The sequence below is a fragment of the Mycobacteriales bacterium genome, from assembly GCA_035995165.1.
In the GTDB taxonomy this organism is placed as follows: domain Bacteria; phylum Actinomycetota; class Actinomycetes; order Mycobacteriales; family CADCTP01; genus CADCTP01.
The window spans coordinates 44,088-69,066 of sequence record DASYKU010000096.1 but is presented as its reverse complement, the minus strand read 5'-3'; the positions used below and the strand labels follow the sequence as shown (position 1 = coordinate 69,066).

The window sequence follows — 24,979 nt, the reverse complement described above, 5'->3', positions numbered from 1 at the left end:
ACCAGGAAACCTTCAGTCCACAGAGGAGTGTGACGTGAAGAAGTTCGTCAACGACCCCAACAACTTCGTGCCCGAGATGCTGCAGGGCATCGCGCTGGCCAACCCCGACACGCTGAAGTACGTGCCGGACTACAACCTGATCATGCGGGCCGACGCCCCCAACGACGACAAGGTCTCGATCGTCCAGGGCTCCGGCTCCGGCCACGAGCCCGCGCACGTGATGATCGTCGGCAAGGGCATGCTCGACGCCGCCTGTCCCGGCAACGTCTTCGCCGCGCCGCCGATGGACTACGTCCTGGAGACGAGCAAGCTGCTCAACTCCCAGAAGGGCGTACTGCACCTGATCAACAACTACACCGGCGACCGGATGGCCTTCGACATGGGCCGGGAGATGGCCGACGCCGAGGGCGTCCGGATCGAGACGGTCGTCGTCGACGACGACGTCGCGGTCAAGGACTCGACGTACACGGTCGGGCGGCGCGGCGTGGCCGGCAACTTCTTCGTCATCAAGGCGGTCGGCGCGGCCTCCGAGCGCGGCGCCGAGCTCGACGACCTGGTGAAGATCGGCAGCCGGGTCAACTCGGTCACCCGCACCATGGGCATGGCCCTGACCTCCTGCACGCCCCCGGCCAAGGGCTCGCCGCTGTTCGACCTGGGCGACGACGAGATGGAGATGGGCGTCGGCATCCACGGCGAGCCCGGTCGCCGCCGGGAGAAGCTGGCCTCCGCCAACGACATCGTCGACGAGCTGCTCGAGGCCGTCGTCACCGACCTGCCGTACCAGCAGGGCGACGACGTGGCGCTGATGATCAACGGGCTCGGCGGCACCCCGATCAGCGAGCTCTACATCCTCTACGGGCGCGCGCACCAGCAGCTGGAGTCCCGCGGCATCCACGTCCGCCGCAACTACGTGGGCGAGTACTGCACCTCGCTGGACATGGCGGGCGCCTCGCTGACCCTGGTCAAGCTGGACGACGAGCTGGTCGACCTGTTCAGCGCACCGGCCGAGATCGCCATCCGCACGTTCTGAGGGAAGTGACAGCGTGGTCGACAACCCTTACTACACCCACGAGTTCCACGGCGACTACGACCTGGTCAGCATCGGCCGGCTCGACCTCGAGGAAGGCGGTTCGATCCCGGACTGCCAGCTCGCAGTCACCACGTTCGGCACGCTGAACGAGGCCAAGGACAACGCGATCCTCATCGTCACCTGGTTCTCGGGCACCCATCAGATCTTCCGCGACGCGTACGTCGGCCCGGATCACGCGCTGGATCCGGACCGGTACTTCATCGTGGCGATCAACCAGATCGGGTCGGGGTTGTCGACCTCGCCGCACAACGCGTCCGGCGCCAACGCCGGGATCGCGATGTCGAGGTTCCCTCGCGTGACGATCGGCGACGACGTGGTCGCGCAGGAGAAGCTGCTGCGTGCGCACTTCGGCGTCGAGACGCTGCAGCTGGTCGTCGGCGGGTCGATGGGCGCGCAGCAGACGTACGAGTGGGCGGTGCGTTTCCCGGACAAGGTGCGCCGGGCCGCCCCGATCGCCGGCACCGCGCAGATCACGCCGCACGACGTGATCTACACCCAGACCCTGATGGACGCGATCACGTCCGACCCGGGCTGGAACGGCGGCGAGTACGCGTCGCACACCGAGGTCACGGCCGGGCTCAAGCGGCACGCCGACCTCTGGGCGGCGATGGGCCTGTCCACCGAGTGGTGGAAGCAGGAGGGTTGGCGGGCGCCGGGCTGGCGGCCGGACCAGCCGTTCACCTCGATGCCGGAGTTCGTGACGGACTTCCTGGAGAATGCGGTCTGGGGCGTGATGGACCCGAACGACCTGCTCTGCATGGCCTGGAAGTGGCAGCACGGGGACGTCGCCAAGCACACCGGCGGGGACCTCGCCGCGGCGCTCGGCCGGGTCACCGCGCGGACGTTCGTGATGCCGATCAGCGAGGACATGTTCTTCCCGGTCCGCGACTGCGCGGCCGAGCAGGAGCTGGTGCCGGGCAGCGAGCTGCGGGTGCTGGACGACCTCGCCGGGCACCTCGCGCTGTTCGGCATCGCGCCGGCCTTCCTGCCACAGGTCGACAGCGCCCTGCGGGACCTGCTGGACGGGTAGCCGGCTGCGGCGCGCCGGGGTCGGCCCCCGGCGCGCCGCATGCCTGCCGCCGTACGGTGGGGTCATGGAGAGCATTCCGCCGCCGGTCGTCGTCACGGCCGGCGGTGACAGCGGTCCGCTGGTGGTGCTGCTGCACGGTCGCGGCGGCGACGAGGAGCGCATCCTCGAGCTGTCGGCGCTGCTGCCGGAGACCTCGTTCGCCGCGGTCCGCGGGCCGGTCGGCAACGGCGACGGGTACGCCTGGTTCGAGAACCACCCCCTCGAGGGGCCGGACTGGTCCACGGTGGCCGCGACCATGGCCTGGTTCCGGGAGTGGCTGGACGACGCGGCCGGAACCCGGCCGGTGGTGCTGGTCGGCTTCAGCAGCGGGGCCGCGTTCACCGGCGGGCTGATCCTGTCCGACCCGGGCCGGTACGCGGGGGCCGCGGTCCTCTACGGCACGCTGCCGTTCGACTCCGGGTTGCCGGCGACGCCGGGCCGGCTCAGCGGGCTGCCGGTGTTCGTCACGCAGGGCGAGGAGGACGAGGTCATCCCGGCCGAGCTGAGCGCACGGACCTGGGCCTACGTGACCGGGGAGTCCGGGGCGGACGCGACCGCGCAGCGCTACCCGGGTGGGCACGGGTTCACCCCGGCCTCGCTCCGCGACCTCAGCGACTGGCTCATCAAGACCGTCGCCGCCGCGGGCTGACGCCGGGATCGGTGCGGCCCGCCGGACCCGTAGGCTGAGCCGGTTCGGGACGCAGCCGGGTCGGCGGAGGAGGTGAGCGGTCTGCTCGAGTCCGTGCTGACCGCCCCGCCCGCCCTCGTCTATCTCGTGGTCGCCGCGCTGGTCTTCGCCGAGGACGCGTTCTTCGTCGGCTTCGTCATCCCCGGCGAGACCGCGGCCATCCTCGGCGGGGTCGCCGCCGCCCGCGGCAACGTCGGGCTGACCGGCATGCTCGTCGCGGTGATCCTGGCCGCGGTCGTCGGCGACAGCGTCGGCTACGAGGTCGGCCGGTCCCTCGGGCCGCGGATCCTGCGGGCCCGGATGCTCGACCGGCACCGGGACCGGATCGACGGCGCCCGCTCGCTGCTGGCCCGGCGTGGCTCGGCGGCGGTGTTCCTGGGCCGCTCGGTCGCGTTCTTCCGGGCGGTGATGCCCGCGCTGGCCGGGATGGCGATGATGCCGTACCGGCGGTTCCTGATCGCGAACGCGGCCGGCGGGATCGTCTGGGGCGTCGCGACCGTGCTGCTCGGGTACCTGGCCGGGAACTCGTACGAGCGGGTGGAGAAGACGTTCGGCCGGGGCGCGGCGATCGTGCTGGCCGTGGTCGTGATCGCCTTGGTGGCGGCGTGGGTCGTGCGCCGCCGCCGTTCCGAACGCTCCTAGGTCAGGCCCCGGGCGGCGAGCCAGTCGGCGCCGCGGCGCTTCGAGGCGCGGCAGAGCCAGGCGTCCTGGACCAGCTCGGCCAGCTCGTCCCGGGCCAGCTCGCCGATCCGGGACGCCCGCAGCAGCACCGACGGGTGCCCGTCGAAGTGCGGGGTGCTGAAGAACGGCGTGCGCTCGTCCTGCACCAGCGCCTGCTTGTCCGCCTCGGAGGCGACCCAGAAGACGATCACGTCGTCGTACCGCTCGCCGGTGTCCGGGTCGGCCGCGTCCGGCCGCGGGTTGCGGAAGAACACGAACGACTTCCGGCCGACCTGGTAGACGGGCCGGTCCGGGGCGATCAGCTCGACCGTCACGTGCGGCATCCCGCCGGCCAGCTCGTGCACGTCCGCGACCCGGGCCCGCCGGCTCACGCCGCCCCCAGGCCGGGGCAGGGGTGCGGGAAGCCGACCCCGATCGAGCTGCCGAGCAGGACCACGACCGACCGCGGGTCGGGCGGGACGGCGTGGGCGGCGGCGGTGCCGTCGTGCAGCAGGACCACGTGCAGATCCTGCCCGACCAGCTCCCGTAGCCGCGCGGGCACGTCCGGGCCGACGTCGGCCAGCCGGGTGTAGAGGCCCAGCGGGGTCCGGTACGGCTGCCCGTCCCGCAGGTACGCCGCCATCGAGGCGACCACCGGCCCGGCCGGGCGGCCCGCGTCGGCCCAGGCCGCCGCCACGATCCCCGCCACCGCCGCCGCCAGCGCCGCGCCGTCCAGGTCGTCGGGCGGCGCCCCCACCGACCTCATGCGCCGCAGCACCGGCGCCCCGCCCGCCGGACCTGCGCCGGCCTCGGCCGCCCGGTCCACCGGGGCGGCCGGCACCGGGGCCGCCCTGCCGCCGGCCTCGCCGGCCGAGGCCGCCCTGCCGCCGAACTCGCCGGCCGAGGCCGCCCTGCCGGCTGTGGCCGTCCCGCCCGCCGTAGCCCCCCGGCCCGCCGGAGCGGCCGGTGCCGAGGACGGGTGCGGCCCGGCCGGGCCGCCGGCCGGCGTGGGGAGGGGGGCGACGACCGCGCGCTTGACGAGGGTGTGGCCGAAGTCGAGGACGAGCGCGGGGCCGTCGGGGCGGGCGGCGGTGCGGGCCGCGCCGGCCAGCGGCAGGTCGGCCGGCTCCGGGGCGACCACCACCCGGCAGCCCGGCCCGACCAGCGCCGCCGCCCGCGCCGAGGCGAGCGCCCCGAACGCCCCGCCGGCCAGCCCGCCGCCGAGCCGGATCGTCGTCGTCCCGGTCCACCACCGCCACCAGGACTCGTCCCACTCCGGGCGGGTCCGCCGGTTCCCGGCCCGCAGCGTCGCCAGCAACGTCCCGAGCCGGTCCCCGTACGTCGCCGCGACCGACGCCGCGGCCGGGTCGCCCGCCGCCAGCCGCCGGTCCAGGTACGTCCGCAGCGGCCCGACCGGCCGCAGGCCGGCGCCCGCCGCGAGCTCCGCCAGCGCCGGCGCCGAGAGCAGGTCGCGGGCGTCCCGGTCGCCGAGCCGGGTCCGGTTGATCGAGGCGACCGGCGCCGGCCCGCACGGCTCCAGCGCGGTCGCGTCCGACCAGTCCGGCGGACTAGGCAAGACCGTCGGTGACGAGCCCGCGCATCTCCGCGGCCGGGAGCGCCGGGGCGTAGAACCAGCCCTGCGCGGTGTCGCAGCCGGCGTCCCGCAGCCAGTCGGACTGGTGCGCGGTCTCGACCCCCTCGGCGGTGACGGTCAGGCCGAGGGTGTGGCCGAGGTCGATGAGGCTGGCGGCCAGGTGCTGGTCGAGCGGGTCGCCGTCCGGCCCGCCGAGCCCGGTGACGAACTCGGCCGCGAGCTTGAGCTCGTGCAGCGGCAGCCGCCGCAGGTAGGAGTGGTTGGCCTGGCCGGTGCCGAAGTCGTCGACCGCGATCCGGATGCCCGCGTCGGCCAGTTCCCGCAGCGTGGTCAGCGCGTCGTCGCCGGGCTGGATGACCGCGGTCTCCAGCACCTCCAGCTGCAGCCGGTCCGGCGGCAGCCCGGCCTCGGCCAGGATCGCCAGCACGTCCTTGACCAGCCCGGGGGAGTGCATCTGCCCGGCGGCCAGGTTGACCGACACCCGCGGCGCGTCCGGGCGCAGCGACGCCCATTCCGCCGCCTCGGCGCAGGCCGCGGCCAGCACCTGCCGGCCCAGCGGCACGACCAGACCGGTCTCCTCGGCCGCGGCGATGAACTTGCCCGGCAGCAGCAGCCCCTGGCGCGGGTGCTGCCAGCGCACCAGCGCCTCGACCGCCCGCAGCCGACCGTCGGCCAGCCCGACCATCGGCTGGTAGTGCACCTCCAGCGCGCCGTCCCGGACCGCCGCCGGCAGCTCGGCGGCCAGGCTCCAGCGCGCGGTGTCGGCCTTGTTGCGGGCGGCCTCGAAGACGCTCCACCGGTCCCGGCCGTCGGCCTTGGCCCAGGTCAGCGCGATGTCCGCGGACCGCAGCAGCTCGTCCAGGTCGATCTCGCCGACCGGCCGCTCGATCAGCCCGGCGCTGGCGGTGACCGTGAGCGGCGTCGGGCCGACCTGCAGCGGTGCCCCGGCCAGCGCCGCCAGCAGCGACCGCGCCGTGCTGACCAGGTCGTCCGGGCCGGTGGTGACCAGCGCGAACTCGTCCCCGCCGAGCCGGGCCAGCAGCCGGCCGCCGGCGTGCGCGAGCAGCCGGTCGGCGACCGCGGCCAGCAGCCGGTCGGCCGCGTCCGGCCCGAGCGTGTCGTTCAGCGCGTGGAACCGGTCCAGGTCGAGCAGGCAGAGCCCGACCCGGTCCTCGGCGGTGCCGGCGGAGAGGATCCCGGTCAGCGCCTCGGCGAGACCGAGCCGGTTCGGCAGCCCGGTCAGCGGGTCGTGCCGGGCCTCGTGCCAGCGCTTGTTCTCGCTCTCCCAGAGGGCCCGCTCCGCCTCGGTCCGGGCCGCCAGCGAGGCCCGCACGATCGTCTCCTGGTCGTCCAGGGCCCGGTCCCGCAGCGCCCGGGCGTACCCGGTGGTGGTCGCCCCGAGCAGCGCCGCCAGCCGGGACCGGTACGGCTCGAAGTCCTGTCCGAGGTCCGGCAGCAGCCGGGTGCCGAGCACCTTGACCAGCCGGCCGGAGATCTCCGGCCCGGTGAAGTGGGCCGCGACCAGCTCACCTCCGAGCTGGTACGCCGAGGCCGTGCTGAACGGCTCCTCGGTCATCGCCCGGACCAGCTCGGCCACGACCCCGTGCAGGTAGTCGTTGAGCGCGTCCCGGTCCAGCGCGACGTAGCTGGTCTCCCGGGCGACGGTGGCCAGCTCGCGCACGCAGTCCAGCAGGCCGGACCCGCGCAGCGGGATCGGCTCGCCGGGCCGGGCGGCCGCGGTCACGTCAGACGGCCGACCGCGGCGTACGCCCCGGGCCAGGTCACGTCGGCTCCGGCGTCGTCGGGATGGTCCGGCCGCCAGGCCGGCAGGAACTCGACCCCGGGCTCGACCAGGTCGACGTCGGCGAGGACCTCGGCGAGCTCGTCCTTCGTCCGCGGCCGCAGCGGCGTCGCGGTCGACCGGTAGTGCGCCGCCATCTTCGTCACCTCGGGGGCGTCGTCGGCGGTGCCGTGCGAGACGGCCAGCCAGCTGCCGGGCGCGAGCTTGGCCGCGTACCCGGCCAGGATGCCGCGCGGGTCGGTCTCGTCCGGGACGAAGTGCAGCAGCGCGACCATGAGCAGCCCGACCGGCTCGCTCAGGTCGAGCAGGCCGGTGACGCCCGGGTTGGCCAGCAGCACGCCGGGGTCGCGGCCGTCGGCCTCGACCACCGCGGTCCGCGGGTCGCCGGCCAGGATGGCCCGGCTGTGGGTGACCGCGACCGGGTCGGTGTCGACGTACACGACCTTGGCGTCCGGCGCCCCGGCCTGCGCGACCTCGTGCACGTTGCCGACGGTCGGGATGCCGGAGCCGATGTCGAGGAACTGCCGGACCCCCTGCCCGATCAGGAACCGGACGGCCCGGCGCAGGAACGCGCGGTTGGCCTGGGCGGCGCGGGGCATGTCCGGCCAGGCCTCGAGGACTTTCGCCGCGAGCTCCCGGTCGACCGCGAAGTTGTGGGATCCGCCGAGGTAGTAGTCGTACATGCGAGCGGCGTTGGGGCGGTCCAGGTCCAGCTCAGCCGGCGCCCACGCGGGTCGTCGATCCACGCCCATGCCCTCCCGGGGTGCTGTCGCGGTTCCCCGGAAGCATGCCACTTCTGCTGTCTGGCTCACATCGGTGGTCTTTGGGGGTACATCGCGACTACGCAGCGTGCGTCGTGGTGGTTCATTGCGACACGCACTCGCTCAGCCGGGCACGACCTCATGATCGTCCGCGGTCACGTACGGGATGGTCTGCGGGCCCTCCGGCAGCACGCAGACCCGGGCGTCCGGACCGGCCTCGGCCAGCGCGGCCCGGACCGTCTCGGCGACGTCGTCGGTGTGGCCGAGGTGGGCCGCGGCGAGCTGCCCGGCCGAGAGGTAGCCGCTCTTCACGACCACCCGGGCCAGCGACTGGATCTTGGCCTGGACCTGGACCTGCCACTGGTCCGGCACCGTCTTCTCCCGGCCGCCGATCTCGGCCAGCAGCGCCTCCGGCGAGTCCGCCGAGGACAGCACCTCCTGGTACGACCCGTGGTCCGGGAAGCCGTCCCGGCACTCGGCCGCGCACACGATCAGCCCGCCCGGCTTCACCACCTGGGCGGCCGCGCTCATGCCCTTGACCGCCTGGTAGAGGTTCTGGTCCAGCGGGAAGCCGGAGTTGGTCGTCACGACCACGTCGAACGGCCGCTCGACCGGGCGCATCGCGACCGACCGGGCCGTCTCGATCGCGGCCGCGTGCATCGGGAACAGCGTCCCGCCGAACGCGGCGACGATGTCCTGGTCCCGGTTGAGCACGACGTCCAGGGAGAAGTCGCTGCCGGTGCCGGCCGCCACCGCGCGGATGTCGTCGTGCACCGGGTTGCCCTGCGTGATGCCCCAGCGGGCGTCGGGGGAGCCGATCCGGCGGGCGTCGTGCAGGGTCAGCACGGTCTCCAGCCCGGCCAGCCCGGGCGCGATCATCTTCGGGCCGCCGGAGAACCCGGCGAAGAAGTGCGGCTCGACGAAACCGGTGGTGATCTTGACGTCGGCCGCGACCCACTCCCGGTTCAGCCAGACCGGCACGCCGTCCCCGTACGTGCCCAGCCACTGCAGGCCCGAGTCGTCGCGCGCGTCGTGGTTGACGATCCGGACCCGCTCGACGGTGTCCGCGCCGAACATCTCGGCCAGCTCCGCGGCCGTGTTGCCGCGGTGGGTGCCGGTGGCGACGAGCACGGTGACGTCCTCGGGCCGGACGATGCCCTCCAGCTCGTCCAGCACGGCCGGGATCATCAGGTGCCGCGGCTGCGGGCGGGTGCCGTCGCAGGCCGAGATCGCGACGGTCTGGCCGGGGCGGACCAGCGACCGCAGCGGCGGGCCGGCGACCGGGTCCCGCAGCGCCGCCCGCAGCAGCGCACGCTGGTCGGGCGCCGCGGCCCGGTGCTCCGGCGCGACGACGACCGCGTCGTCGGGGAGCTCGACGTCCAGGCCGTCCTTGCCGTACGCGAGCCGTACCTTCATGGGGTCAGCGTGCTCCGGGACGGCCACGCCCCGCAACGGGCGGCCCCGATCCGGGCCTCTTGCCCACGCCGGGGGCGACACTCCCGTACGGTGCGATCCGTTCCTGCTCCCCGCGCAGAAAAGGATCTCCCCACCGTGGCCGACTCGCTCAAGGCAAGCCTGCTCGATGCCGACCGCCGCGGCCAGGTCGTGACCGACCTGGTGACCTTCGTCGACCAGGAGGTCGCCGCGAAGGGCGGCCTGTCCGGCGGTCTCATCAAGACCGGCTACGCCGCCGTGAAGAAGGTCAAGCCCGGCATCATCCGGCACGCGGTCGACAGCATGATGGACGACTTCGTCGGCGCGCTGGAGCCGTACTGGTCGGCCTACCGGGCCCAGCCGGTGCCCGGCTTCGGCGCCTACCTGGCCGGCCGGCCGCAGGAGGTCTCGCAGTCGCTGCTCGCGGTGACCGACCGCCGGGCCGAGCGCTCCAGCCGCGGCTCCGTCACCTCCGTGTACTCCCGGCTGCGGCCCAAGGCCCAGGACAACGTCATCGAGTCGCTGCCCCGGCTGGGCGACCTGGTGGAGCGGCACGCCGCCTGACCTCCGTCACCCGAGGCCCCGCCACCCGCCGGACGACCGGCCGGTGGCGGGGTCTTCTCTTTGGCGGAGTCACCCATACGGCCGAGTGGTGGAGTGGTGGATCGGTCATTTGGCTGTCTCTTGAGTAATCTGAGCCGTTCCGATGGGCGAAATATCTGTAGGCCATCTGTCACGGTGCGTGTGTCCCGTTCTCCTCCGAGGAGGAAGCATGCGCCGTCCGTCCGTACCGGCCGTTCTCGCTGCGCTGGCCGCAGCGACGATCGCCTGGTCGGGCGCCGCGGGCGCGGCCACCGCCGCACCTACCAGCAGTGCCCTCGCGCCCACCGGCGCCACGGTCACTGTTCCCGCGAAGCCCGCCGCCAAGATCACCCCCGCTGCCTACCGTCGCGTCTGCTCGACCGCCACGGCGAAGAACGTCGCGCACTGCGACGCACTACTCCGTACGGACCTGGCCCCGAACGCCGTCCAGCCGAACGCACTGCCGTCCGGACTGGGCCCCGCCGACCTCGCCAGCGCGTACAAGCTGGGGGCGGGCGGTGCCGGCCAGACCGTCGCCATCGTGGACGCCCAGGACGACCCCAACGCGGAGTCGGACCTGGCCACGTACCGCTCGACCTACGGGCTGCCCGCGTGCACGACCGCGAACGGCTGCTTCCGCAAGGTGAACCAGACCGGCGGCACCACCTTCCCGGCACCGGACGCCGGCTGGGCCGGCGAGATCTCGCTCGACGTCGACATGGTCTCGGCGATCTGCCCGTCCTGCCACATCCTGCTGGTCGAGGCCACCTCGCCGACGAACGCCAACCTCGGCACCGCGGTGAACGAGGCGGTCGCACTGGGCGCGAAGTTCGTCTCCAACTCCTACGGCGGCGGCGACGGCACGGCGTCCTCGGCGTACAACCACCCCGGCGTGGCGATCACGGCGAGCACCGGTGACGACGGCTTCGGCGTCGAGTACCCGGCCTCCGACTCGCACGTCACCGCGGTCGGCGGCACCTCGCTGACCCGCGACACCAGCGCCCGCGGCTGGAGCGAGTCCGCCTGGACCGGCGCCGGCAGCGGCTGCTCGACGATCCAGCCCAAGCCGGCCTGGCAGACCGCGGTCACCCAGTGCACCCGCAAGGCCAACGCGGACGTCTCCGCGGTCGCCAACCCGGCCACCGGCGTGGCGGTCTTCCAGACCTTCGGCGCCACCGGCTTCGTCGTCTACGGCGGCACCAGCGTGTCCTCGCCGATCATCGCGTCGGTGTACGCGCTGGCCGGCGCCCCGGCCGTCGGCTCCTCGCCGGCCTCGTTCCCGTGGTCGCACACGGCGAACCTGTTCGACGTGACCACCGGCAGCAACGGCACCTGCACCCCGGCGATCCTCTGCCACGCGGGTGTGGGCTGGGACGGCCCGACCGGCCTCGGCACGCCCAACGGCGTGGCCGCGTTCAGCGGTGCCGGCGGCACCACCCCGCCGCCGCCCCCGCCGGGCTGCACCGCCGGCCAGCTGATCGGCAACCCGGGCTTCGAGACCGGTACGGCCGCACCCTGGACCGCCACCGCCGGCGTCGTCACCAACGCCGCCGGTGAGGCCACCCACGCCGGCACCTGGAAGGCGTGGCTGGACGGCTACGGGACCACCCACACCGACACGCTCTCCCAGACCGTGACGGTGCCGAGCGGGTGCACCAGCGTGGTGTTCTCCTTCTTCCTGCACATCGACACCGCGGAGACCACGACGACGACCGCGTTCGACAAGCTGACCGTCAAGGCCGGCGCGACGACGCTCGCCACGTTCTCCAACCTGAACAAGGCCGCGGGCTACACGGCGCGGTCGTTCACCCTGACCGGCGCGGCCGGCACCAGCGTGACGCTCTCGTTCAGCGGCACCGAGGACACGTCGCTGCAGACCAGCTTCGTGGTCGACGACGCGGCGCTGACGGTCTCCTGACCGCCATCGTCCACATCCCGCCGGCGTCCCGGGTTCTCCCGGGGCGCCGGCGGAACCATGCCGGGGCACCGGTGCGTCACAGGGGCATGCGCCGCCTCGCCGCCGCCCTCGTGCTCGCCTCCGCCGCCCTGCTCGCCGGCTGTGCCACCACCGGCTCGGGATCCGGAGGCGCCGCCACCCCGCCACCGGCCACCACCCCCGCGACGACCGCGCCCGCTCCCAGTACCGACCCGACCAGCGGGGCCGTCACCGTGGACGGGGTCGTCGAGAAGGGCGTCGAGCCCGGCTGCCTGGTCCTGAAGACCGGCTCGCAGAACTACCTCCTGCAGGGCGCGCAGGCCAGCAGCGCGCCGCTGGCCGTGCCGGTCCGGGTCACCGGGCAGGTCCGGGCCGACCTGCTCAGCTACTGCCAGCAGGGCACGCCGCTGGAGGTCGCCGCCGTCATCCGGCGCTGAACTGGACCCGCACGATCTGCTCGCAGATGCGCCCATCCTGCCGGCTGGGCGCATCGCCGCTGCTCAGGGGCGGGTCCAGCTCGTCACCACGGCCGGCGGGTCGAGCCGCAGCCGGAACGGTTCCCGCGGCGGCGGGCTGAACAGGAACCAGCCGACGACGTCGACCTCGGTGGTCTGCGCCGTCCCGGACGCGGTCTCCAGCGTCATCCGCGCCGCGCGGGGCGGCACCACCTGGCCCTGCAGGCCGTCCGCGGTCAGCTCGACCTCGATGAGCACCTCGCCGGCCCGGAACCGCAGCGCCCGCGGCTCGTCGCCGGCGGCCCGGGTCCCGACCGCCCCGGCCGGCGCGGCCTCCAATTCGGCGAGCTCGGCGTCGACCGTGCGCCAGCCGTACGCGGCCCGACCGGCCCGGCGGAGCCCGTCCGGCACCGCCGCCTCGTCCCGCACCGCCGCGCCGAGCTCGGCCAGCAGCCGGTCGTCGTCCCGCTCGTCCGGCACCGCGGTCACCCCGTCCCCGGTCCGCGCAGGGCGGACATCGCCGGGTGCGCCCGCAGCGTGTCCAGGCAGCGCGACCGGGTCGGGCCGATCCCGCCGACCGCGATCCCGAGCCGGCCGGAGATCTCCGTGTACGGCAGCGGGGGATCGGCGAACAGCAGCGCCAGCAGCTGCCGGCACTTCTCGCCGAGGTCGGCGAACGCCTCCCGCAGCACCGCCCGCCGCTCCTGCTCCAGCAGGAACTCCTCCGGCGCCGGGCCCTCGTCGGTGATCAGCTGCTGGTCCGTGGTGCCGAGCCGGCCCTGGGCCCGCAGCACGGCCAGGCACTCGTTGCGGGTGGTGGTGGCGAGCCAGCCGGGCAGCGCGGCCGGCTCGCGCAGCGAGTCCAGGCGCTCGACCAGCCGCAGCCAGACCGTCGCGCCGACGTCCTCGAGGTCGGCGTCGCCGAGCCGGTGCCGCCGGCAGACCGACGTGACCAGCGCCGCGTACCGGTCCACGATCCGGTTCCAGGCATCCGCCTCGCCGGCGGCCGCCCGCTTGACGAGGTCGGCGACCGGGGTGTCATCCCGCATGGCCGCCGCCGGTGTGCTCGAACTCGATCGCCTCGGCGCTGCGCAGCCAGGGCTTGTCCTCGACCATCGGCACGTGGCCGATCAGGTCGGCCCAGGTGCCGGCGCGGGCACCGAGCCGGGCCAGGATCCCGCTCACCGAGGCCGCCGCGAACGACGTCCCGCTCCACCGGCACCAGCCGCCGGTCAGCCGAGGCCCGAGCACCCGCACGGCCGAGCCGTACACGGTGATGCCGGACCAGCGGCTGGCGAACGAGGCCGTCGGCTCGGTCAGCGAGAACGCGAGCGGCGCCTCCGGCAGGACGGTCTCGTCCACCGCGCCGACGGCCAGCACGTTGCTGCCCGGGTCGCTGCTGAACGCGGCCGGCCAGCTGGGCCGGTCGTCCCATCGGTTGGCCGTGGCGGCGACCACCGGCACGTCGCCGAGCGCGGCCAGCGCGGCCGCGATCTCCGTCGGCCCGGACCGCTCCTCCCAGTGGCCGGCGAAGGACAGGTTGACGACCGCGAGCCGGTTGCCGTTGTCCGCGGCCAGCGCGCGGATCGCGGCCGCGACCGCCGCGTCGTTGTCGGCCTGCCGGTCGCCCGCCCCGAGCAGCACCCGGCGCATGTCGATGGTCGCGGTCGGCGCCTCCAGCAGGATGCGGCCGGCGACGAAGCTGCCGTGGCCCCGGTAGAGGTCGTCCTCGGCGCGCAGGTCGGCGTAGTCGGCCGGCTCGCCGGCGAGGTGGCCGGCCAGGAAGGGATGCGGATGGCCGTCGTCGAGCACGATCCCGGTGTCGACCACACCGACCACGAGGTCCGGGTCGACCCGCGGCCCGGCGGCCACGAAGTCCGCCTCGCGGGCGGACAGCTCCGGCACCAGGATCGGGCGGTCGGCGGGCCCCATCGGCTGCCGGCCGCCGGCCTGCAAGCGCATCGGCATCTCGGCCTCCCCTCGCTCACCCTCGGGCTACTGTCTGCCGAACGGAGGTTCCGTACGCGTGGTTGATACACCCTAGCGGCATCGGACGGGACGATGATCGACATGCCGGCCCTGGAGCTGGCCCTGGCCGCGGTCGACTCCGCGTACGGGCAGCCGCCGCGGGCCCGCCGGCTGGCCGGGGCCGCGCTGGCCGCCGCCGACGGCGATCCCGAGCCGGCCGCGGTGGCCGAGCGGGCGCTGGGCATGGCCGGCACCGCGCTGGGCGAGCTGGCCACCGGCGAGACCCACCTGCGCGCGGCGATCGCGGTCGCGGACGGGGCCGGGCTGGCGTCCCGGGCGGCGGAGGCGCGGGCGTCGCTGAGCTACCTGCTCGCGCTCGGCGGGCGTACCGGCGAGGCGCTGGCCGAGCTCGACCGGGCCGCGGCGGTGCTGCGCGGCGTCGTCGGCGCCCGGGTCCGGATGCAGCGGGCGCTGGTGCTGTCCGAGGCCGGCCGGTTCGCCGAGGCGGCCGCGGGCTACGACGCGGCCCTGGCGGCACTGCGGCGGGCCGGCGGCGACCCGGTGGTCGAGGGCGACCTGCGCAACAACCGCAGCGTGCTGCGGGTGCAGGCGCGGGACTGGCGGGGCGCGGCCGACGACCTGCGCCGGGCCGCCGACCTCTACGCGGCGGCCGGCCAGGAGGGCAAGCTCGCCACCGTCCACCACAACCGCGGGCTGGCCGCGGCCGTCCGCGGGGACCTGCCGGCGGCGCTGGCCGCCTTCGACGAGGCCGCCGAGCTGTACGCGGCGACCGGTCGGGATCCCGGGCTGCTCGGCGTGGAGCGGGCCGAGGCGCTGCTGTCGGTGCTGCTGGTCGCGGACGCCCGGCGGGCCGCGGCGGCGGCGGTCGAGCAGTTCGCGGCCCAGCGCAACGCGGTCGACCTGGTCCAGGCCCGGCTCGTCCTGGCCCGGGCCGCGCTGCTGGACGGCGACCCGGCGCTGGCCGCCGCGCAGGCCGACCGGGCCCGCCGGGCCGCGCTGGCCCAGCAGCGGCCGGGCTGGGCCGCCCTGGCCGGCTACCTCTCCCTCCGAGCCCGCTCCGCCAGCGCCGGGGCGGGTGCCCCCGGCAGTGCCGGGGCCGGCTCCGCGGGCAGTGCCGGGGCGGGCTCCGCGGGCAGTGCCGGGGCCGGCTCCGTCGGCAGTGCCGGGTCCCTCTCCGCCGGCAGGCCGGTCGGCGGCTCGACCGGCGGCCCGGCCGCGGGCCCGAACCATGGCCTCGGGGGCGATTCGGACCGCGGTTCGGGCGACTCCGGGGGCGAGGGGATTGTGCGGGCCGGGCGGCGGACGGCGGCGGCCCTGGCCGCGGCCGGGTGGGTGGTGGAGGCGGCGGACGCGCGGCTGATCGTGGCCCGGGCGGCGCTGGCGCTGGGCCGCCCGGCGACCGCGCGGCGGACGCTGGCCGGGTTGGATCCCGACACCGTCCAGGGACCGGCCGAGCTGCGGGCCCGGCTCTGGCACGCCCGCGCCCTGCTGCGACTGTCCGAAGGGGACGGTGCCGGGGCGGAGGCGGCGCTGCGCTCGGGGATGGCGGTGCTCGACCGGTTCCGGGCCAGCCTCGGCGCGACCGAGCTGCGCGTGCACGCCGCCGGTCACGCCGGCGAGCTGGCCGCTCTCGGCGTCCGGCTCGCGGTGGCCGCCGGGGACGCCGGCTCGGTGCTGGACTGGAGCGAGCGCTGGCGGGCCGGCGCGCTGCTGCTGCGGCGCGCCCGATCGGAGGGCGCGCCCGAGCTGACCGAGCTGCGCCAGGTGGTCGCCGAGGCCGGCGCGGCCGCGGCCGCCGGCACCGACACCGCCGCGCTGCGGGCCCGCCAGGCGACCCTGGAGGAGGCCGTACGGCGGCGGGCGCTGCGCTCGCGCGGGACCGGGGTCGCCCCGGCCGGGCCGGTGCCGGTCGACCGGCTGCGGACGGTGCTCGGGCCGGCGGCGCTGGTCGAGTACGTCGCGGTCGACGGCGAGCTGCACGCGGTCGTCGTCACCAGCACCATGCTCACGCTGCACCGGCTCGGTCCGCTGCCGCCGGTGGAGCGCGACCTCACCGCCCTCCGGTACGGGCTGCGCCGGTTGCTGGCCGGGTCCGCCGGCGCGGCGCCGCTCGTCGCGGACAAGGCCGACCGGCTGGAGCGGGCGCTGCTCCGTCCGTTGCGGGCCGAGCTCGCCGACCGGCCGCTGGTGCTGGTGCCGACCGGCGCGCTGCACGCGCTGCCCTGGGGCGCGCTGCCCGGGCTCGCCGACCGCCCGATCGCGGTCGCGCCCTCGGCCGCGCTCTGGTACCGCGCGGCCGCCGGTGCGGCGCCGATCGGCGGCCGGCTGGTGCTGGCGGCGGGACCGGACCTCCCGTACGCGGCCGCGGAGGTGGCGGACCTGGCCGCCCGGCACCCGGACGCGCTCCGGCTGACCGGCCCGGACGCGACGGTGGCGGCGGTGACCCGGGCGCTGGACGGGGCCGGGCTGGCGCACGTCGCCGCGCACGGCCGGTTCCGCGCGGACAACCCCCTGTTCTCCGCACTGTCGCTGGTGGACGGTCCGCTCACCGTGCACGACCTGGAGCGGCTGGACCGCCCGCCGCGGCAGGTGGTGCTGTCGGCCTGCGAGTCGGGCCTGTCCGCGGTGCACCCGGGCGACGAGCTGGTCGGGCTGGCCGCGGCGCTGCTCGCGCTGGGCGTCGGCAGCCTGGTCGGCAGCGTCGTCCCGGTGCCGGACGAGGCCAGCCGGCCGGTGATGCTCAGCCTGCACCGGCACCTGCGCGACGGTCTCGGGCCGGCCGCCGCGCTGATGCTGGCCCGGCGGGAGCAGCCGGACCGGGCGAGCGCGAGCTGGGTGGCCGCCGCGGGGTTCGTCTGCTTCGGCGCCGGCGGTATCAATCCGGCGCCGGGCCCGTCCGGAGAGCATGAGAGCGCGATGGGCGGGGACGGCGGCAGTGCTGGCGGCGCTGCTGGCCGGGTGCGGGGCGAACGGGGGTGACCCGGTCGCCGGCGGCGGGTTGCCCGCGCCGGGCGAGAGCGGCTCGGTCACGACGAGCGGGCCGACGATGGTGCCGGACGACCCGGCGACCTCCTCCGGCGCGGACGACGCCGGCAGCGGCTCGAACGGGGGCGGCTCGGGCGGCAGCTCGGACGGCGGCGGCTCGGGCGGGAACGGTTCGGGCGGGAACGGTTCGGGCGGGGGCGGGAAGTCCGGCGACGACCACGGCCGGAAGATCGGTCTGCCGAAGTCGATCCGCATCCCGGAGATCGGCGAGCAGGCGTTCCGGGACGGCGTCGTCGCCGCCTGCGGAAGCCCGGACGGCGCGCCCGGCTGCCTCACGGTGACGTACAGGACCGTCGACGACGACGGCACCTGCGGCTTCGTCTGGGAGTCGGACCCGCCGAAGGTCTCGGACGGCAACACCAACTCGATCGTGCCGCGCGGCGCCAGGATCACCGCGACGATCTCCACCGGCTGCGGCCAACCGGACGACACCACCACCTCACCGCCGGCCGACGACTCGGCGTCCACATCGGACACCTCGACCGCGCCGGAGGTATCGGACCCGCCGGCGAGCGAGACGGCGCAACCGTGATCCCGCGGGTCCTGCGGCTGCTCGGGACGGTCGTCGCGCCCACCGGTCTGCTGACCGGACTGTTGCTCTACTTCGGACAGACGTACGTGGCCGGCTACTGCCGCTACTTCGGGGTCAACTTCACGACGCTGGACATGACCGTCCAGGACTACCTGATCCGCAGCGTCGAGGGGATCTTCCTGCCGCTGGTGCTGACCGCCGCGCTCGTGCTGCTCGTGCTCTGGCTGATCCGGGTGGTCTTCGGCGTGCTCGACCTGGCGACCCGGGAGACGGTGCTGCGCCGCGCCCTGCCGGCGCTGGCCGTCGCCGGCGTCGCGCTGATCGTGCTGGCCGCGGTCGCGCTGGCGCTCGGCGGCACGGTCGGCGACACCGCGCCGGAGCTCGGCGGCCTCAGCCTCGCGGCGGGCGTCATCGCGGTCACCGTCTCGGTGCCACGGCTGCTGGAGCGCCGGCAGCGGGCCGAGGTGCCGGCCGGGTTGCGGGCCGAGCTCGGGCTGGCCGAGTGGGTGGCCGCGTTCGTGCTCACCAGCGTCGGCCTGTTCTGGGCGGTCGGCAGCTACGCGACCGGGATCGGCACCGGCCGGGCGCAGGAGATGGTGGCGGCGCTGCCGGCCTGGCCGGACGCCGTCCTCTACAGCGAGCGCGGGCTCGGCCTGAGCGGCCCCGGCGTCTCGGAGACCACCTGCGCCGGCCCGGACGCCGCGTACCGCTACCGGTACGACGGGCTCAAGCTCGTCCTGCAGTCCGGCGACCAGTACTTCTTCCTGCCGGCCGGCTGGACCGCGGGCGACGGCGCGGCGCTGGTCGTCCCGCGGACCGACACGCTGCGGCTGGAGTTCACGCCCGGCTACCGCTCCGGGGACGGGCGGTGCGGCGGCTCGCCGTGACCCGGCCGCCCGCGTGAGGATGGGCCCATGGCCGTGTCGATCGTGCGGGTCGAGCACCCGGAGCTGTTCGTCGGTCCGGCGGACGCGCCGGAGCAGATCGTCCGGGTGGTGCTGGCCGGCGACCCCGGGCCGGTCACGGTCGGGGTGAGCCCGGGGACGGAGCTGACCGCGATGCTGGCCGCCGCCGAGCTGGCGGTGGAGATCCCGGTCCCGCTGACCGGCCGGGCGGTCGGCACCGAGGTTCCCGCGGTGGTCACCGTGCGCGGGCCGGCCGGGGACGCCCGGACGGACGTGCTGATCCCGGTGGCCGAGCCGGGCTGGACGGCGTACCTGGTCCCGCACTTCCACTACGACCCGGTCTGGTGGACCACCCAGGCCGCGTACACCTCGGCCTGGGACGAGCTGACCGGTCCGGACTCGGCCCGGCAGGCCTTCCAGCTGGCCGGCTTCGACCTGGTCCGGGCGCACCTGGAGACGGCCCGGCACGACCCGGACTACCGGTTCGTGCTGGCCGAGACGGACTACCTCAAGCCCTGGTGGGACACGGTCCCGGCGGAGCGGGCGTTCCTGCGCCGGCTGCTGGCCGAGGGGCGGTGCGAGCTGGTCGGCGGGACGTACAACGAGCCGAACACGAACCTCACCTCGGTCGAGTCGACGATCCGCAACCTCGCGTACGGGATCGCGTTGCAGCGTGACGTGCTCGGCGGGGAGCCGGAGACGGCCTGGCAGCTGGACGCGTTCGGGCACGACCCGCAGTTCCCGGGGCTCTGCGCGGGCGCCGGGCTGACCGCGTCGTCCTGGGCCCGCGGTCCGTTCCACCAGTGGGGGCCGATGCAGACCCACGGCCTGAGCGGGGACGCGCGGGTGATGCAGTTCCCGAGCGAGTTCGAGTGGGTGGCGCCGAGCGGGACGGGGCTGCTCACCGCGTACATGCCGGCGCACTACTCGGCCGGCTGGTGGATGGACTCGGCGGCGAGCCTGGCCGACGCGGTCGCCGCGGTGCACGCGCTGTTCCTGTCGCTGAAGCCGGTCGCCGCGACCCGCAACGTGCTCATCCCGGTCGGTACGGACTACTCGCCGCCGAACAAGTGGGTCACCGCGATCCACCGGGACCAGGCCGAGCGCTACACCTGGCCCCGGTTCGTCTGCGCGACGCCGCGGGACTTCCTCGGCGCGGTCCGGGCCGAGCTGGCGGCGGAAGGCCGCAGCGCGGTGCCGGTGAGCCGGGACATGAACCCGATCTACACCGGCAAGGACGTCTCCTACATCGACACCAAGCAGGCCAACCGGGAGGCCGAGGTCCGGGTCGCCGACGGCGAGCGGTTCGCCACCCTGGCCGCGCTGCAGGGCGCCCGGCACCCGCACGCGGCCCTGGACAGCGCCTGGCGGCAGCTGCTCTACGGCGCCCACCACGACGCGGTCACCGGCAGCGAGGGCGACCAGGTCTACCTCGACCTGCTGGCCGGCTGGCGGGACGCCTGGACCACCGGCGGCGACGTGCTCGCGGCCGCGACGGCCGACCTGGTGTCGCATGTGGACACCGGCGGGGACGGGCTCGCGCTCACCGTCCTCAACGGACTGGCCTGGCCGCGTACGGACCTGGTCCGGGTCGAGCTGCCGGCCGGCGAGTGGTCGCTGCGGGACGCTGCCGGCGCGGCGGTGCCGGCGGTGCAGGAGGGCCGGACGCTGGCGTTCGTGGCCGCGGACCTGCCCGCGACCGGCTGGCGCACCTACCGGCTCGTGCCCGGCGGTACGCCCGGCTGGACCGCCGCGAGCGGCAGCACGATCCGGTCCGAGGCGTACGAGCTGAGCGTGGATCCGGCGCGGGGTGGCACCGTCAGCTCCTGGCGGGACCTCCGGCTGGGCCGGGAGCTGCTCACCGGTCCCGCCAACGAGCTGCTGCTCTACGACGAGTACCCGCAGCACCCGACGTTCGGCGAGGGGCCGTGGCACCTGCTGCCGACCGGTCCGCCGCGGGACCGGGCCTCGGACTCGGCCGCGACCGTCCGGGCCGGGACCAGCCCGGCCGGGCAGCGGCTGGTGGTCCGCGGCTCGGTCGGGGAGGTGCGCTACGAGCAGGTGCTGACCGTCTGGACCGGACTGTCGCGGGTGGACTGCACGACCCGGCTGCTGCCGGTCGGCGCGGACCGGCTGGTGCGGCTGCGCTGGCCGGTCGACGTCCCGGGTGGGCTGCCGGTCAGCGAGGTCGGCGCGGCCGTGATCGGTCGCGGGTACGGGATCATCGACGTCGACTCGGCCGAGCACCCGTGGACGCTGGACAACCCGGCGTACTCCTGGTTCGGGGTCGGGTCGACGGCCCGGGTGGTGGCGGGGGAATCGGCGACCGCGATGGGGGTGGCCGAGGTGGTGGCCGACGCCCGCTCCCGCGCCGGCGTCCGCGACCTGGTCGTCGCGCTGGTCCGGGCCGGGGTCACCTCGACGACCTCGCTGGACACCGGCAGCCGGTACGGCGCGCTCGCGATCGACTCCAACCTGCCCGACACCCGGATCGCGGTCGGCGGGCCGGACCGCAACACGTTCACCGCCGCGGTGCTGGCCGCGGCGCCCGGATCCGGCGAGGAGCTGGAGCGGCAGCTGGCGGCGACCGGCCGCGCCCGGGTCTGGGTGCCGGCCGCGCGGCCGCTGCGGGAGGTCTGGGTGCCGAGCGCGGACCTGCGGGACGTGCGGGCGCTGCCGGTGCTGATCGTGGCCGGACGGGACGACGCGGCGCTCGCGGCCGCGGTCGCGGAGCTGGTCGACGACCTCGCCGACGCGACTGTCACGGCCGGACGGCCGGCGGACCTGGTGGACGCGACCGTCACTGCGGGACGGCCGCCGGACCTGGCCGACGCGTCTGTCCGGATCGGACAGACGGCGCCGGCCGGGTCGGCAGTCGGTGGTGCCGGGCTCGCTGCGCACTCGGTGGCGATGCTGAGTCGCGGGTTGCCGGGGTTCGCGGTCGACAGCAGCGGGGCGCTGAACCTGTCGCTGGTCCGGTCCTGCACCGGCTGGCCGTCGGCGGTCTGGATCAGCAAGCCCCGCCGTACGGTGCCGGACGGATCGGGGTTCCAGCTGCAGCACTGGACCCACACCGTGGACTATGCGCTGACCGCGGGGCCGGGGGACTGGCGTTCGGCCGGGTTCGTGCCGGCCGGGCAGGCGTTCACCGCGCCGCCGGTGGCCGTGCTGGCGCAGCCGCACCCGGGACCGTTGCCGGCCGCGCACTCGCTGCTCGCGGTCGAGCCGGCCGGCGCCGCGGTGGTGACCGCGGTCAAGCCCGTCGGCACCCCGCTCGCATCCGGGACCGCGCCGACGCCGCCGGCGCAGGAGCTGGCCGTCCGGGTCTACGAGGCCGCCGGGCAGCGGGTCACCGTCCGGCTGCGACTGGCCGGCGGGGTGCTGTCCGCGTCCCGGGCCGACCTGCTCGACCGTCCACTCGGGACACTGGAGGTGGCCGCGGACGGGACCGTCGTGATGCCGCTGGAGCCGTGCGAGGTGGCGACGGTGCTGGTGCGGCCCGCGGCGGCGGAGGCGGGCGACCGGGAGCTGGTGCCCGAGCCGGCCGGCGTCGTCCCGGCGCGCTACTGGCTGGAGAACGCCGGCCCGGCCCCGGCCGGCAACCTGCCGATCAGCGTGCACGCCGAGCCCACCCGGGCCACCGGGCCGGTCGACCTGACCGTCTCGGTGGCCTCCTCGCTGGCCGACAGCGAGTGGACCGGCGTGGTGACCGTGACCGCCGACGACGGCTGGACGGTCCGGCCCGCGGCCTGGCCGGTCGCGCTGCCGCCGGGCGGCTGGGCCCAGGCGCCGGTCCGGGTCGAGCCGCCGGCCGACGCGACGCCCGGCGACCACCTCGTCGCGGTCCAGGTCGAGCACCGGGGCCAGGTCGTCCGGGAGCTCGTGCAGGTGACGGTGCCCGGTCCGGTGCCGAGCCCGGGCGCGCTGGACGTGCACATCGACACGCTCGCGGTGGTGCTGCGGCCGGGGGAGCGCGGCACCGTGCGGGTCGAGGTGGCCAACTCCTACCGGAGCCCGGTGCAGGCGACGCTGCAGCTGCTGGGGCCGGTCGAGACCTGGCCGTACGTTCCACAGTGGACGGTGCCGGTCCGGCTGGAGGGCGACGACCGGCGGGCGGTCGAGGTGCCGGTGGCGGTGCCGGCCGGGGCGGCGCCGGGGGAGTGGTGGCTGCTGGCCCGGCTGACGGGCGCCGGGCAGGTGGCGTACTCGGGGTCGATCCCGCTGAACGTCACGTGACCGCGGCCTGGGTCGACGGGGAGCCGGTCGCCGCGGCCGAGGTCGACGCCGAGGTGGCGCGGCTGCGGGCCGGGCCGCTGGCCGACCGGCTGCCGCCCGCGGACGGTCCGGACGGACGGCAGCTGCGGCGCTGGGTGGCCCAGCGGGTGGTGATCCGCCGCCTCCTGGAGCGGGCGGCCGCCGAGCTGCCGTTCCGCGACGGAGCCGCCGGGGCGCCGGTCCGCGACGGAGCCGCCGGTCCGGCGGTGGGCGACGGGGCGGCGCGGCCGGACGCCGCGCTGGTCGGGAGCGCGGCGGCGGACGTGCTCGCCACCTCGGCCGCCGCGCGGGCGGTCCTCGCGACGTTCACCGACCGCCCGGACGAGGGTGAGCTGCGCGCGCACTACGACGCCCACCCCGACCGCTACGTCCGGCCCGAGCGGTGGCTGGTCCGGCAGGCCTTCCACCGCGACGACCCCGGGCGGCTCGAGCTGTCCGGCCCGGTGGAGGTCGACCCCGGGACGCTGGTCGCGGAGCTGCGGGACGCGCCGGCCGGGCCGGTGCGCTCGCTTCTGGGCTGGCACCGGATCGTGGTCGAGTCCGTCCGCCCGGCCGGCCCGGTCCCGTACGAGGAGGTGCGGGCCGCGATCGCGGCCGAGCTGACCGTGCGGCGGCAGCAGCTGGCGTTCGCCCGCTGGCTCGACGCCGCGCTGGCGACCCGGGTCCGGCTGGCGCCGGGGTACGAGCACCCGGCCGACCCGCGTCAGCCGGACGCGACCCACCGGCACTGACCGTCGCACCCGCCGCCGAGGTCCCCTCACGCGTCTCGTGCGATGCCGGGCCCGGCCCGGCCGGGCTTTGCGCCGTACCGAAACTCACCGCCGGCCGCTGGCGCGCTGCCGGACCGCCCAGATCGCGGCACCGACCGCGATCACGCCCGCGCCCGCGACGGCTGACGGCCAGGGCAGGTTGACCGCGAGCAGGACGCAGCCGGTGAGCCCGACCAGCGGCAGCGCCTTCGAGGCCGGCAGCGTCAGCGCGCTGGCGTTCGCGATCGCGTAGTAGGTGAGCACGGCGAAGGAGGAGAACCCGATCGCGCCGCGCAGGTCCACGGTCGCGACCAGGACGGCGACGACCAGCCCGAGCGCGACCTCGGCCCGGTGCGGCACGGCGAAGCGCGGATGCACCGCGGCCAGCGCCGGCGGCAGGTTGCGGTCGCGGGCCATCGCCAGCGTGGTCCGGGAGACGCCGAGCAGCAGGGCCAGCAGCGAGCCGAGCGTGGCCAGCGCGGCGCCGACCCGGACCACCGGCGCGGCCGCGTGCAGGTCGCCCGCCGCGACCACCGCACGCAGCGGGTCGGCCGCGGCGGCCAGCCCGTCCGGGCCGAGCCCGCGCAGGGCGGCCAGCGCGACCAGCAGGTACGCGGCCAGCGTGAGGCCGAGGGCCAGCGGGATTGCGCGCGGGATCGTCCGGGCCGGGTCGCGGACCTCCTCGCCCAGGGTCGCGACCCGCGCGTACCCGGCGAAGGCGAAGAACAGCAGCCCGGCCGCCTGGAGCACGGCGTGCGGGCCGGTACCGGGGCCGCCGACCGGGTGGGCCGGTGCGGTGAACCCGGCGACGACGACCAGCGCGAGCGTGGCCAGGGTCGCGGCGACCAGCACCCGGGTCGCGGCCAGCGACCGCTGCACGCCGACGTAGTTCAGCGCGGTCAGCCCGAGCACGGCCACGACCGCGACCGGGCGCGGGTGGGCCGGGACCGCGTACGTGGCGAAGGTCAGCGCGATGGCCGCGCAGCTGGCGGTCTTGCCGACCACGAATCCCCAGCCGGCCAGGTAGCCCCAGAACGGGCCGAGCCGCTCCCGGCCGTAGACGTAGGTGCCGCCCGAGGACGGGTAGCGGGCGGCCAGGCGGGCCGAGGAGGTCGCGTTGCCGTACGCGACCAGGCCGGCCAGGGCGAGCGCCGGCAGCAGCCCGGAGCCGGCCACCCGCGCGGCCGGCGCGAAGACCGCGAACACGCCCGCGCCGAGCATCGCCCCGAGGCCGACGACGACCGCGTCCGCCACCCCGAGCCGCCGCCGCAATCCCGCACCGCTCACCCCCGCATGGTGCCGGACGGGCGGTCGGGACCGGCGGCGGAGCACCCAGGCCCACCCGAGTGCGACGCCCGCTGTGGTCGCGACGACCCGGCCGTCCGCCCAGCACGCCCGAACCAGCCCGGGCGCC

The 24,979-nt window shown here is 76.0% G+C and carries 21 protein-coding genes; 12 read left to right on the top strand and 9 right to left on the bottom strand.

Going from position 1 to position 24,979, the window contains the following annotated elements; all coding sequences use genetic code 11:
* Positions 1–34 precede the first annotated feature (34 nt).
* The 4 genes from dhaK (at position 35) to VGP36_16235 (ending at position 3,489) form a co-directional block, all read left to right on the top strand.
* Positions 35–1,030, top strand: a complete 996-nt coding sequence (dhaK, locus tag VGP36_16250) for a dihydroxyacetone kinase subunit DhaK (protein ID HEV7656267.1) — start codon at positions 35–37, stop codon at positions 1,028–1,030.
* Between the two features lie 13 nt (positions 1,031–1,043).
* On the top strand, positions 1,044–2,120 hold the full coding sequence (locus VGP36_16245) for an alpha/beta fold hydrolase (protein HEV7656266.1): 1,077 nt from the start codon (positions 1,044–1,046) through the stop codon (positions 2,118–2,120).
* Between the two features lie 64 nt (positions 2,121–2,184).
* A complete protein-coding gene (locus VGP36_16240; GenBank protein HEV7656265.1) occupies positions 2,185–2,808 on the top strand; it encodes a dienelactone hydrolase family protein in 624 nt (207 codons plus the stop codon).
* A 72-nt stretch (positions 2,809–2,880) separates the two neighbouring features.
* Positions 2,881–3,489, top strand: coding sequence for a DedA family protein (locus VGP36_16235; GenBank protein ID HEV7656264.1), 609 nt, complete (start codon positions 2,881–2,883; stop codon positions 3,487–3,489).
* Here the strand turns inward: VGP36_16235 and VGP36_16230 are convergent.
* From VGP36_16230 to larA, 5 genes are all read right to left on the bottom strand, one after another.
* Complete coding sequence (locus VGP36_16230; GenBank protein HEV7656263.1) at positions 3,486–3,851, bottom strand: MmcQ/YjbR family DNA-binding protein; 366 nt, start codon at positions 3,849–3,851, stop codon at positions 3,486–3,488. The two genes, VGP36_16235 and VGP36_16230, sit on opposite strands and share 4 nt — an antisense overlap.
* Before the next feature lie 44 nt (positions 3,852–3,895).
* Positions 3,896–5,083, bottom strand: coding sequence for a hypothetical protein (locus tag VGP36_16225; protein HEV7656262.1), 1,188 nt, complete (start codon positions 5,081–5,083; stop codon positions 3,896–3,898).
* Positions 5,076–6,845 carry a bifunctional diguanylate cyclase/phosphodiesterase gene (locus tag VGP36_16220; protein HEV7656261.1) on the bottom strand — a complete coding sequence of 590 codons (1,770 nt, stop codon included), beginning with the start codon at positions 6,843–6,845 and terminating at the stop codon, positions 5,076–5,078. The genes VGP36_16225 and VGP36_16220 overlap by 8 nt, the downstream gene beginning before the upstream one ends.
* Positions 6,842–7,648, bottom strand: coding sequence for an SAM-dependent methyltransferase (locus VGP36_16215; protein HEV7656260.1), 807 nt, complete (start codon positions 7,646–7,648; stop codon positions 6,842–6,844). The genes VGP36_16220 and VGP36_16215 overlap by 4 nt, the downstream gene beginning before the upstream one ends.
* A gap of 138 nt (positions 7,649–7,786) precedes the next feature.
* Positions 7,787–9,079, bottom strand: coding sequence for a nickel-dependent lactate racemase (gene larA, locus VGP36_16210; protein HEV7656259.1), 1,293 nt, complete (start codon positions 9,077–9,079; stop codon positions 7,787–7,789).
* A gap of 135 nt (positions 9,080–9,214) precedes the next feature.
* On the opposite strand from larA, the gene VGP36_16205 reads away from it, so the two are divergent.
* The 3 genes from VGP36_16205 (at position 9,215) to VGP36_16195 (ending at position 12,052) form a co-directional block, all read left to right on the top strand.
* Complete coding sequence (locus VGP36_16205; GenBank protein HEV7656258.1) at positions 9,215–9,661, top strand: hypothetical protein; 447 nt, start codon at positions 9,215–9,217, stop codon at positions 9,659–9,661.
* A gap of 208 nt (positions 9,662–9,869) precedes the next feature.
* Positions 9,870–11,597 (top strand): hypothetical protein, encoded by a 1,728-nt coding sequence (locus VGP36_16200; protein ID HEV7656257.1) that lies wholly within the window; start codon positions 9,870–9,872, stop codon positions 11,595–11,597.
* A gap of 86 nt (positions 11,598–11,683) precedes the next feature.
* On the top strand, positions 11,684–12,052 hold the full coding sequence (locus VGP36_16195; GenBank protein ID HEV7656256.1) for a hypothetical protein: 369 nt from the start codon (positions 11,684–11,686) through the stop codon (positions 12,050–12,052).
* 63 nt (positions 12,053–12,115) lie between these two features.
* Here VGP36_16195 and VGP36_16190 read toward each other — a convergent pair whose 3' ends face one another.
* The 3 genes from VGP36_16190 to VGP36_16180 are packed head-to-tail and all read right to left on the bottom strand — an operon-like array spanning position 12,116 to position 14,038.
* On the bottom strand, positions 12,116–12,559 hold the full coding sequence (locus VGP36_16190; protein ID HEV7656255.1) for a hypothetical protein: 444 nt from the start codon (positions 12,557–12,559) through the stop codon (positions 12,116–12,118).
* Positions 12,556–13,119 (bottom strand): sigma-70 family RNA polymerase sigma factor, encoded by a 564-nt coding sequence (locus tag VGP36_16185; GenBank protein ID HEV7656254.1) that lies wholly within the window; start codon positions 13,117–13,119, stop codon positions 12,556–12,558. Before VGP36_16185 ends, VGP36_16190 begins: the two co-directional genes overlap by 4 nt.
* Positions 13,109–14,038, bottom strand: coding sequence for a S8/S53 family peptidase (locus tag VGP36_16180; GenBank protein ID HEV7656253.1), 930 nt, complete (start codon positions 14,036–14,038; stop codon positions 13,109–13,111). Before VGP36_16180 ends, VGP36_16185 begins: the two co-directional genes overlap by 11 nt.
* 93 nt (positions 14,039–14,131) lie before the next feature.
* Here VGP36_16180 and VGP36_16175 point away from each other — a divergent pair, with 93 nt between their 5' ends.
* The 5 genes from VGP36_16175 to VGP36_16155 are packed head-to-tail and all read left to right on the top strand — an operon-like array spanning position 14,132 to position 23,547.
* Positions 14,132–17,038: a CHAT domain-containing protein gene (locus VGP36_16175; GenBank protein ID HEV7656252.1), complete on the top strand. Its 2,907-nt coding sequence runs from the start codon at positions 14,132–14,134 to the stop codon at positions 17,036–17,038.
* On the top strand, positions 16,995–17,636 hold the full coding sequence (locus VGP36_16170; GenBank protein HEV7656251.1) for a hypothetical protein: 642 nt from the start codon (positions 16,995–16,997) through the stop codon (positions 17,634–17,636). Before VGP36_16175 ends, VGP36_16170 begins: the two co-directional genes overlap by 44 nt.
* Complete coding sequence (locus VGP36_16165; protein ID HEV7656250.1) at positions 17,633–18,523, top strand: hypothetical protein; 891 nt, start codon at positions 17,633–17,635, stop codon at positions 18,521–18,523. Before VGP36_16170 ends, VGP36_16165 begins: the two co-directional genes overlap by 4 nt.
* A gap of 27 nt (positions 18,524–18,550) precedes the next feature.
* Positions 18,551–22,777: an NEW3 domain-containing protein gene (locus tag VGP36_16160; protein ID HEV7656249.1), complete on the top strand. Its 4,227-nt coding sequence runs from the start codon at positions 18,551–18,553 to the stop codon at positions 22,775–22,777.
* Positions 22,774–23,547, top strand: coding sequence for a peptidylprolyl isomerase (locus tag VGP36_16155; protein ID HEV7656248.1), 774 nt, complete (start codon positions 22,774–22,776; stop codon positions 23,545–23,547). The genes VGP36_16160 and VGP36_16155 overlap by 4 nt, the downstream gene beginning before the upstream one ends.
* Before the next feature lie 84 nt (positions 23,548–23,631).
* Here VGP36_16155 and VGP36_16150 read toward each other — a convergent pair whose 3' ends face one another.
* Positions 23,632–24,852 (bottom strand): APC family permease, encoded by a 1,221-nt coding sequence (locus tag VGP36_16150; GenBank protein HEV7656247.1) that lies wholly within the window; start codon positions 24,850–24,852, stop codon positions 23,632–23,634.
* Positions 24,853–24,979: the final 127 nt, after the last annotated feature.

What these genes read in the sequence shown, in the direction of transcription:
- VGP36_16160 (HEV7656249.1), top strand. Translation starts at nt 18,551, where the DNA reads ATGGCCGTGTCGATCGTGCGGGTCGAGCACCCGGAGCTGTTCGTCGGT.
- VGP36_16200 (HEV7656257.1), top strand. Translation starts at nt 9,870, where the DNA reads ATGCGCCGTCCGTCCGTACCGGCCGTTCTCGCTGCGCTGGCCGCAGCG.
- VGP36_16185 (HEV7656254.1), bottom strand. Translation starts at nt 13,119, where the DNA reads ATGCGGGATGACACCCCGGTCGCCGACCTCGTCAAGCGGGCGGCCGCC.
- VGP36_16175 (HEV7656252.1), top strand. Translation starts at nt 14,132, where the DNA reads ATGATCGACATGCCGGCCCTGGAGCTGGCCCTGGCCGCGGTCGACTCC.
- VGP36_16240 (HEV7656265.1), top strand. Translation starts at nt 2,185, where the DNA reads ATGGAGAGCATTCCGCCGCCGGTCGTCGTCACGGCCGGCGGTGACAGC.
- VGP36_16230 (HEV7656263.1), bottom strand. Translation starts at nt 3,851, where the DNA reads ATGCCGCACGTGACGGTCGAGCTGATCGCCCCGGACCGGCCCGTCTAC.
- larA (HEV7656259.1), bottom strand. Translation starts at nt 9,079, where the DNA reads ATGAAGGTACGGCTCGCGTACGGCAAGGACGGCCTGGACGTCGAGCTC.
- VGP36_16180 (HEV7656253.1), bottom strand. Translation starts at nt 14,038, where the DNA reads ATGCCGATGCGCTTGCAGGCCGGCGGCCGGCAGCCGATGGGGCCCGCC.
- VGP36_16195 (HEV7656256.1), top strand. Translation starts at nt 11,684, where the DNA reads ATGCGCCGCCTCGCCGCCGCCCTCGTGCTCGCCTCCGCCGCCCTGCTC.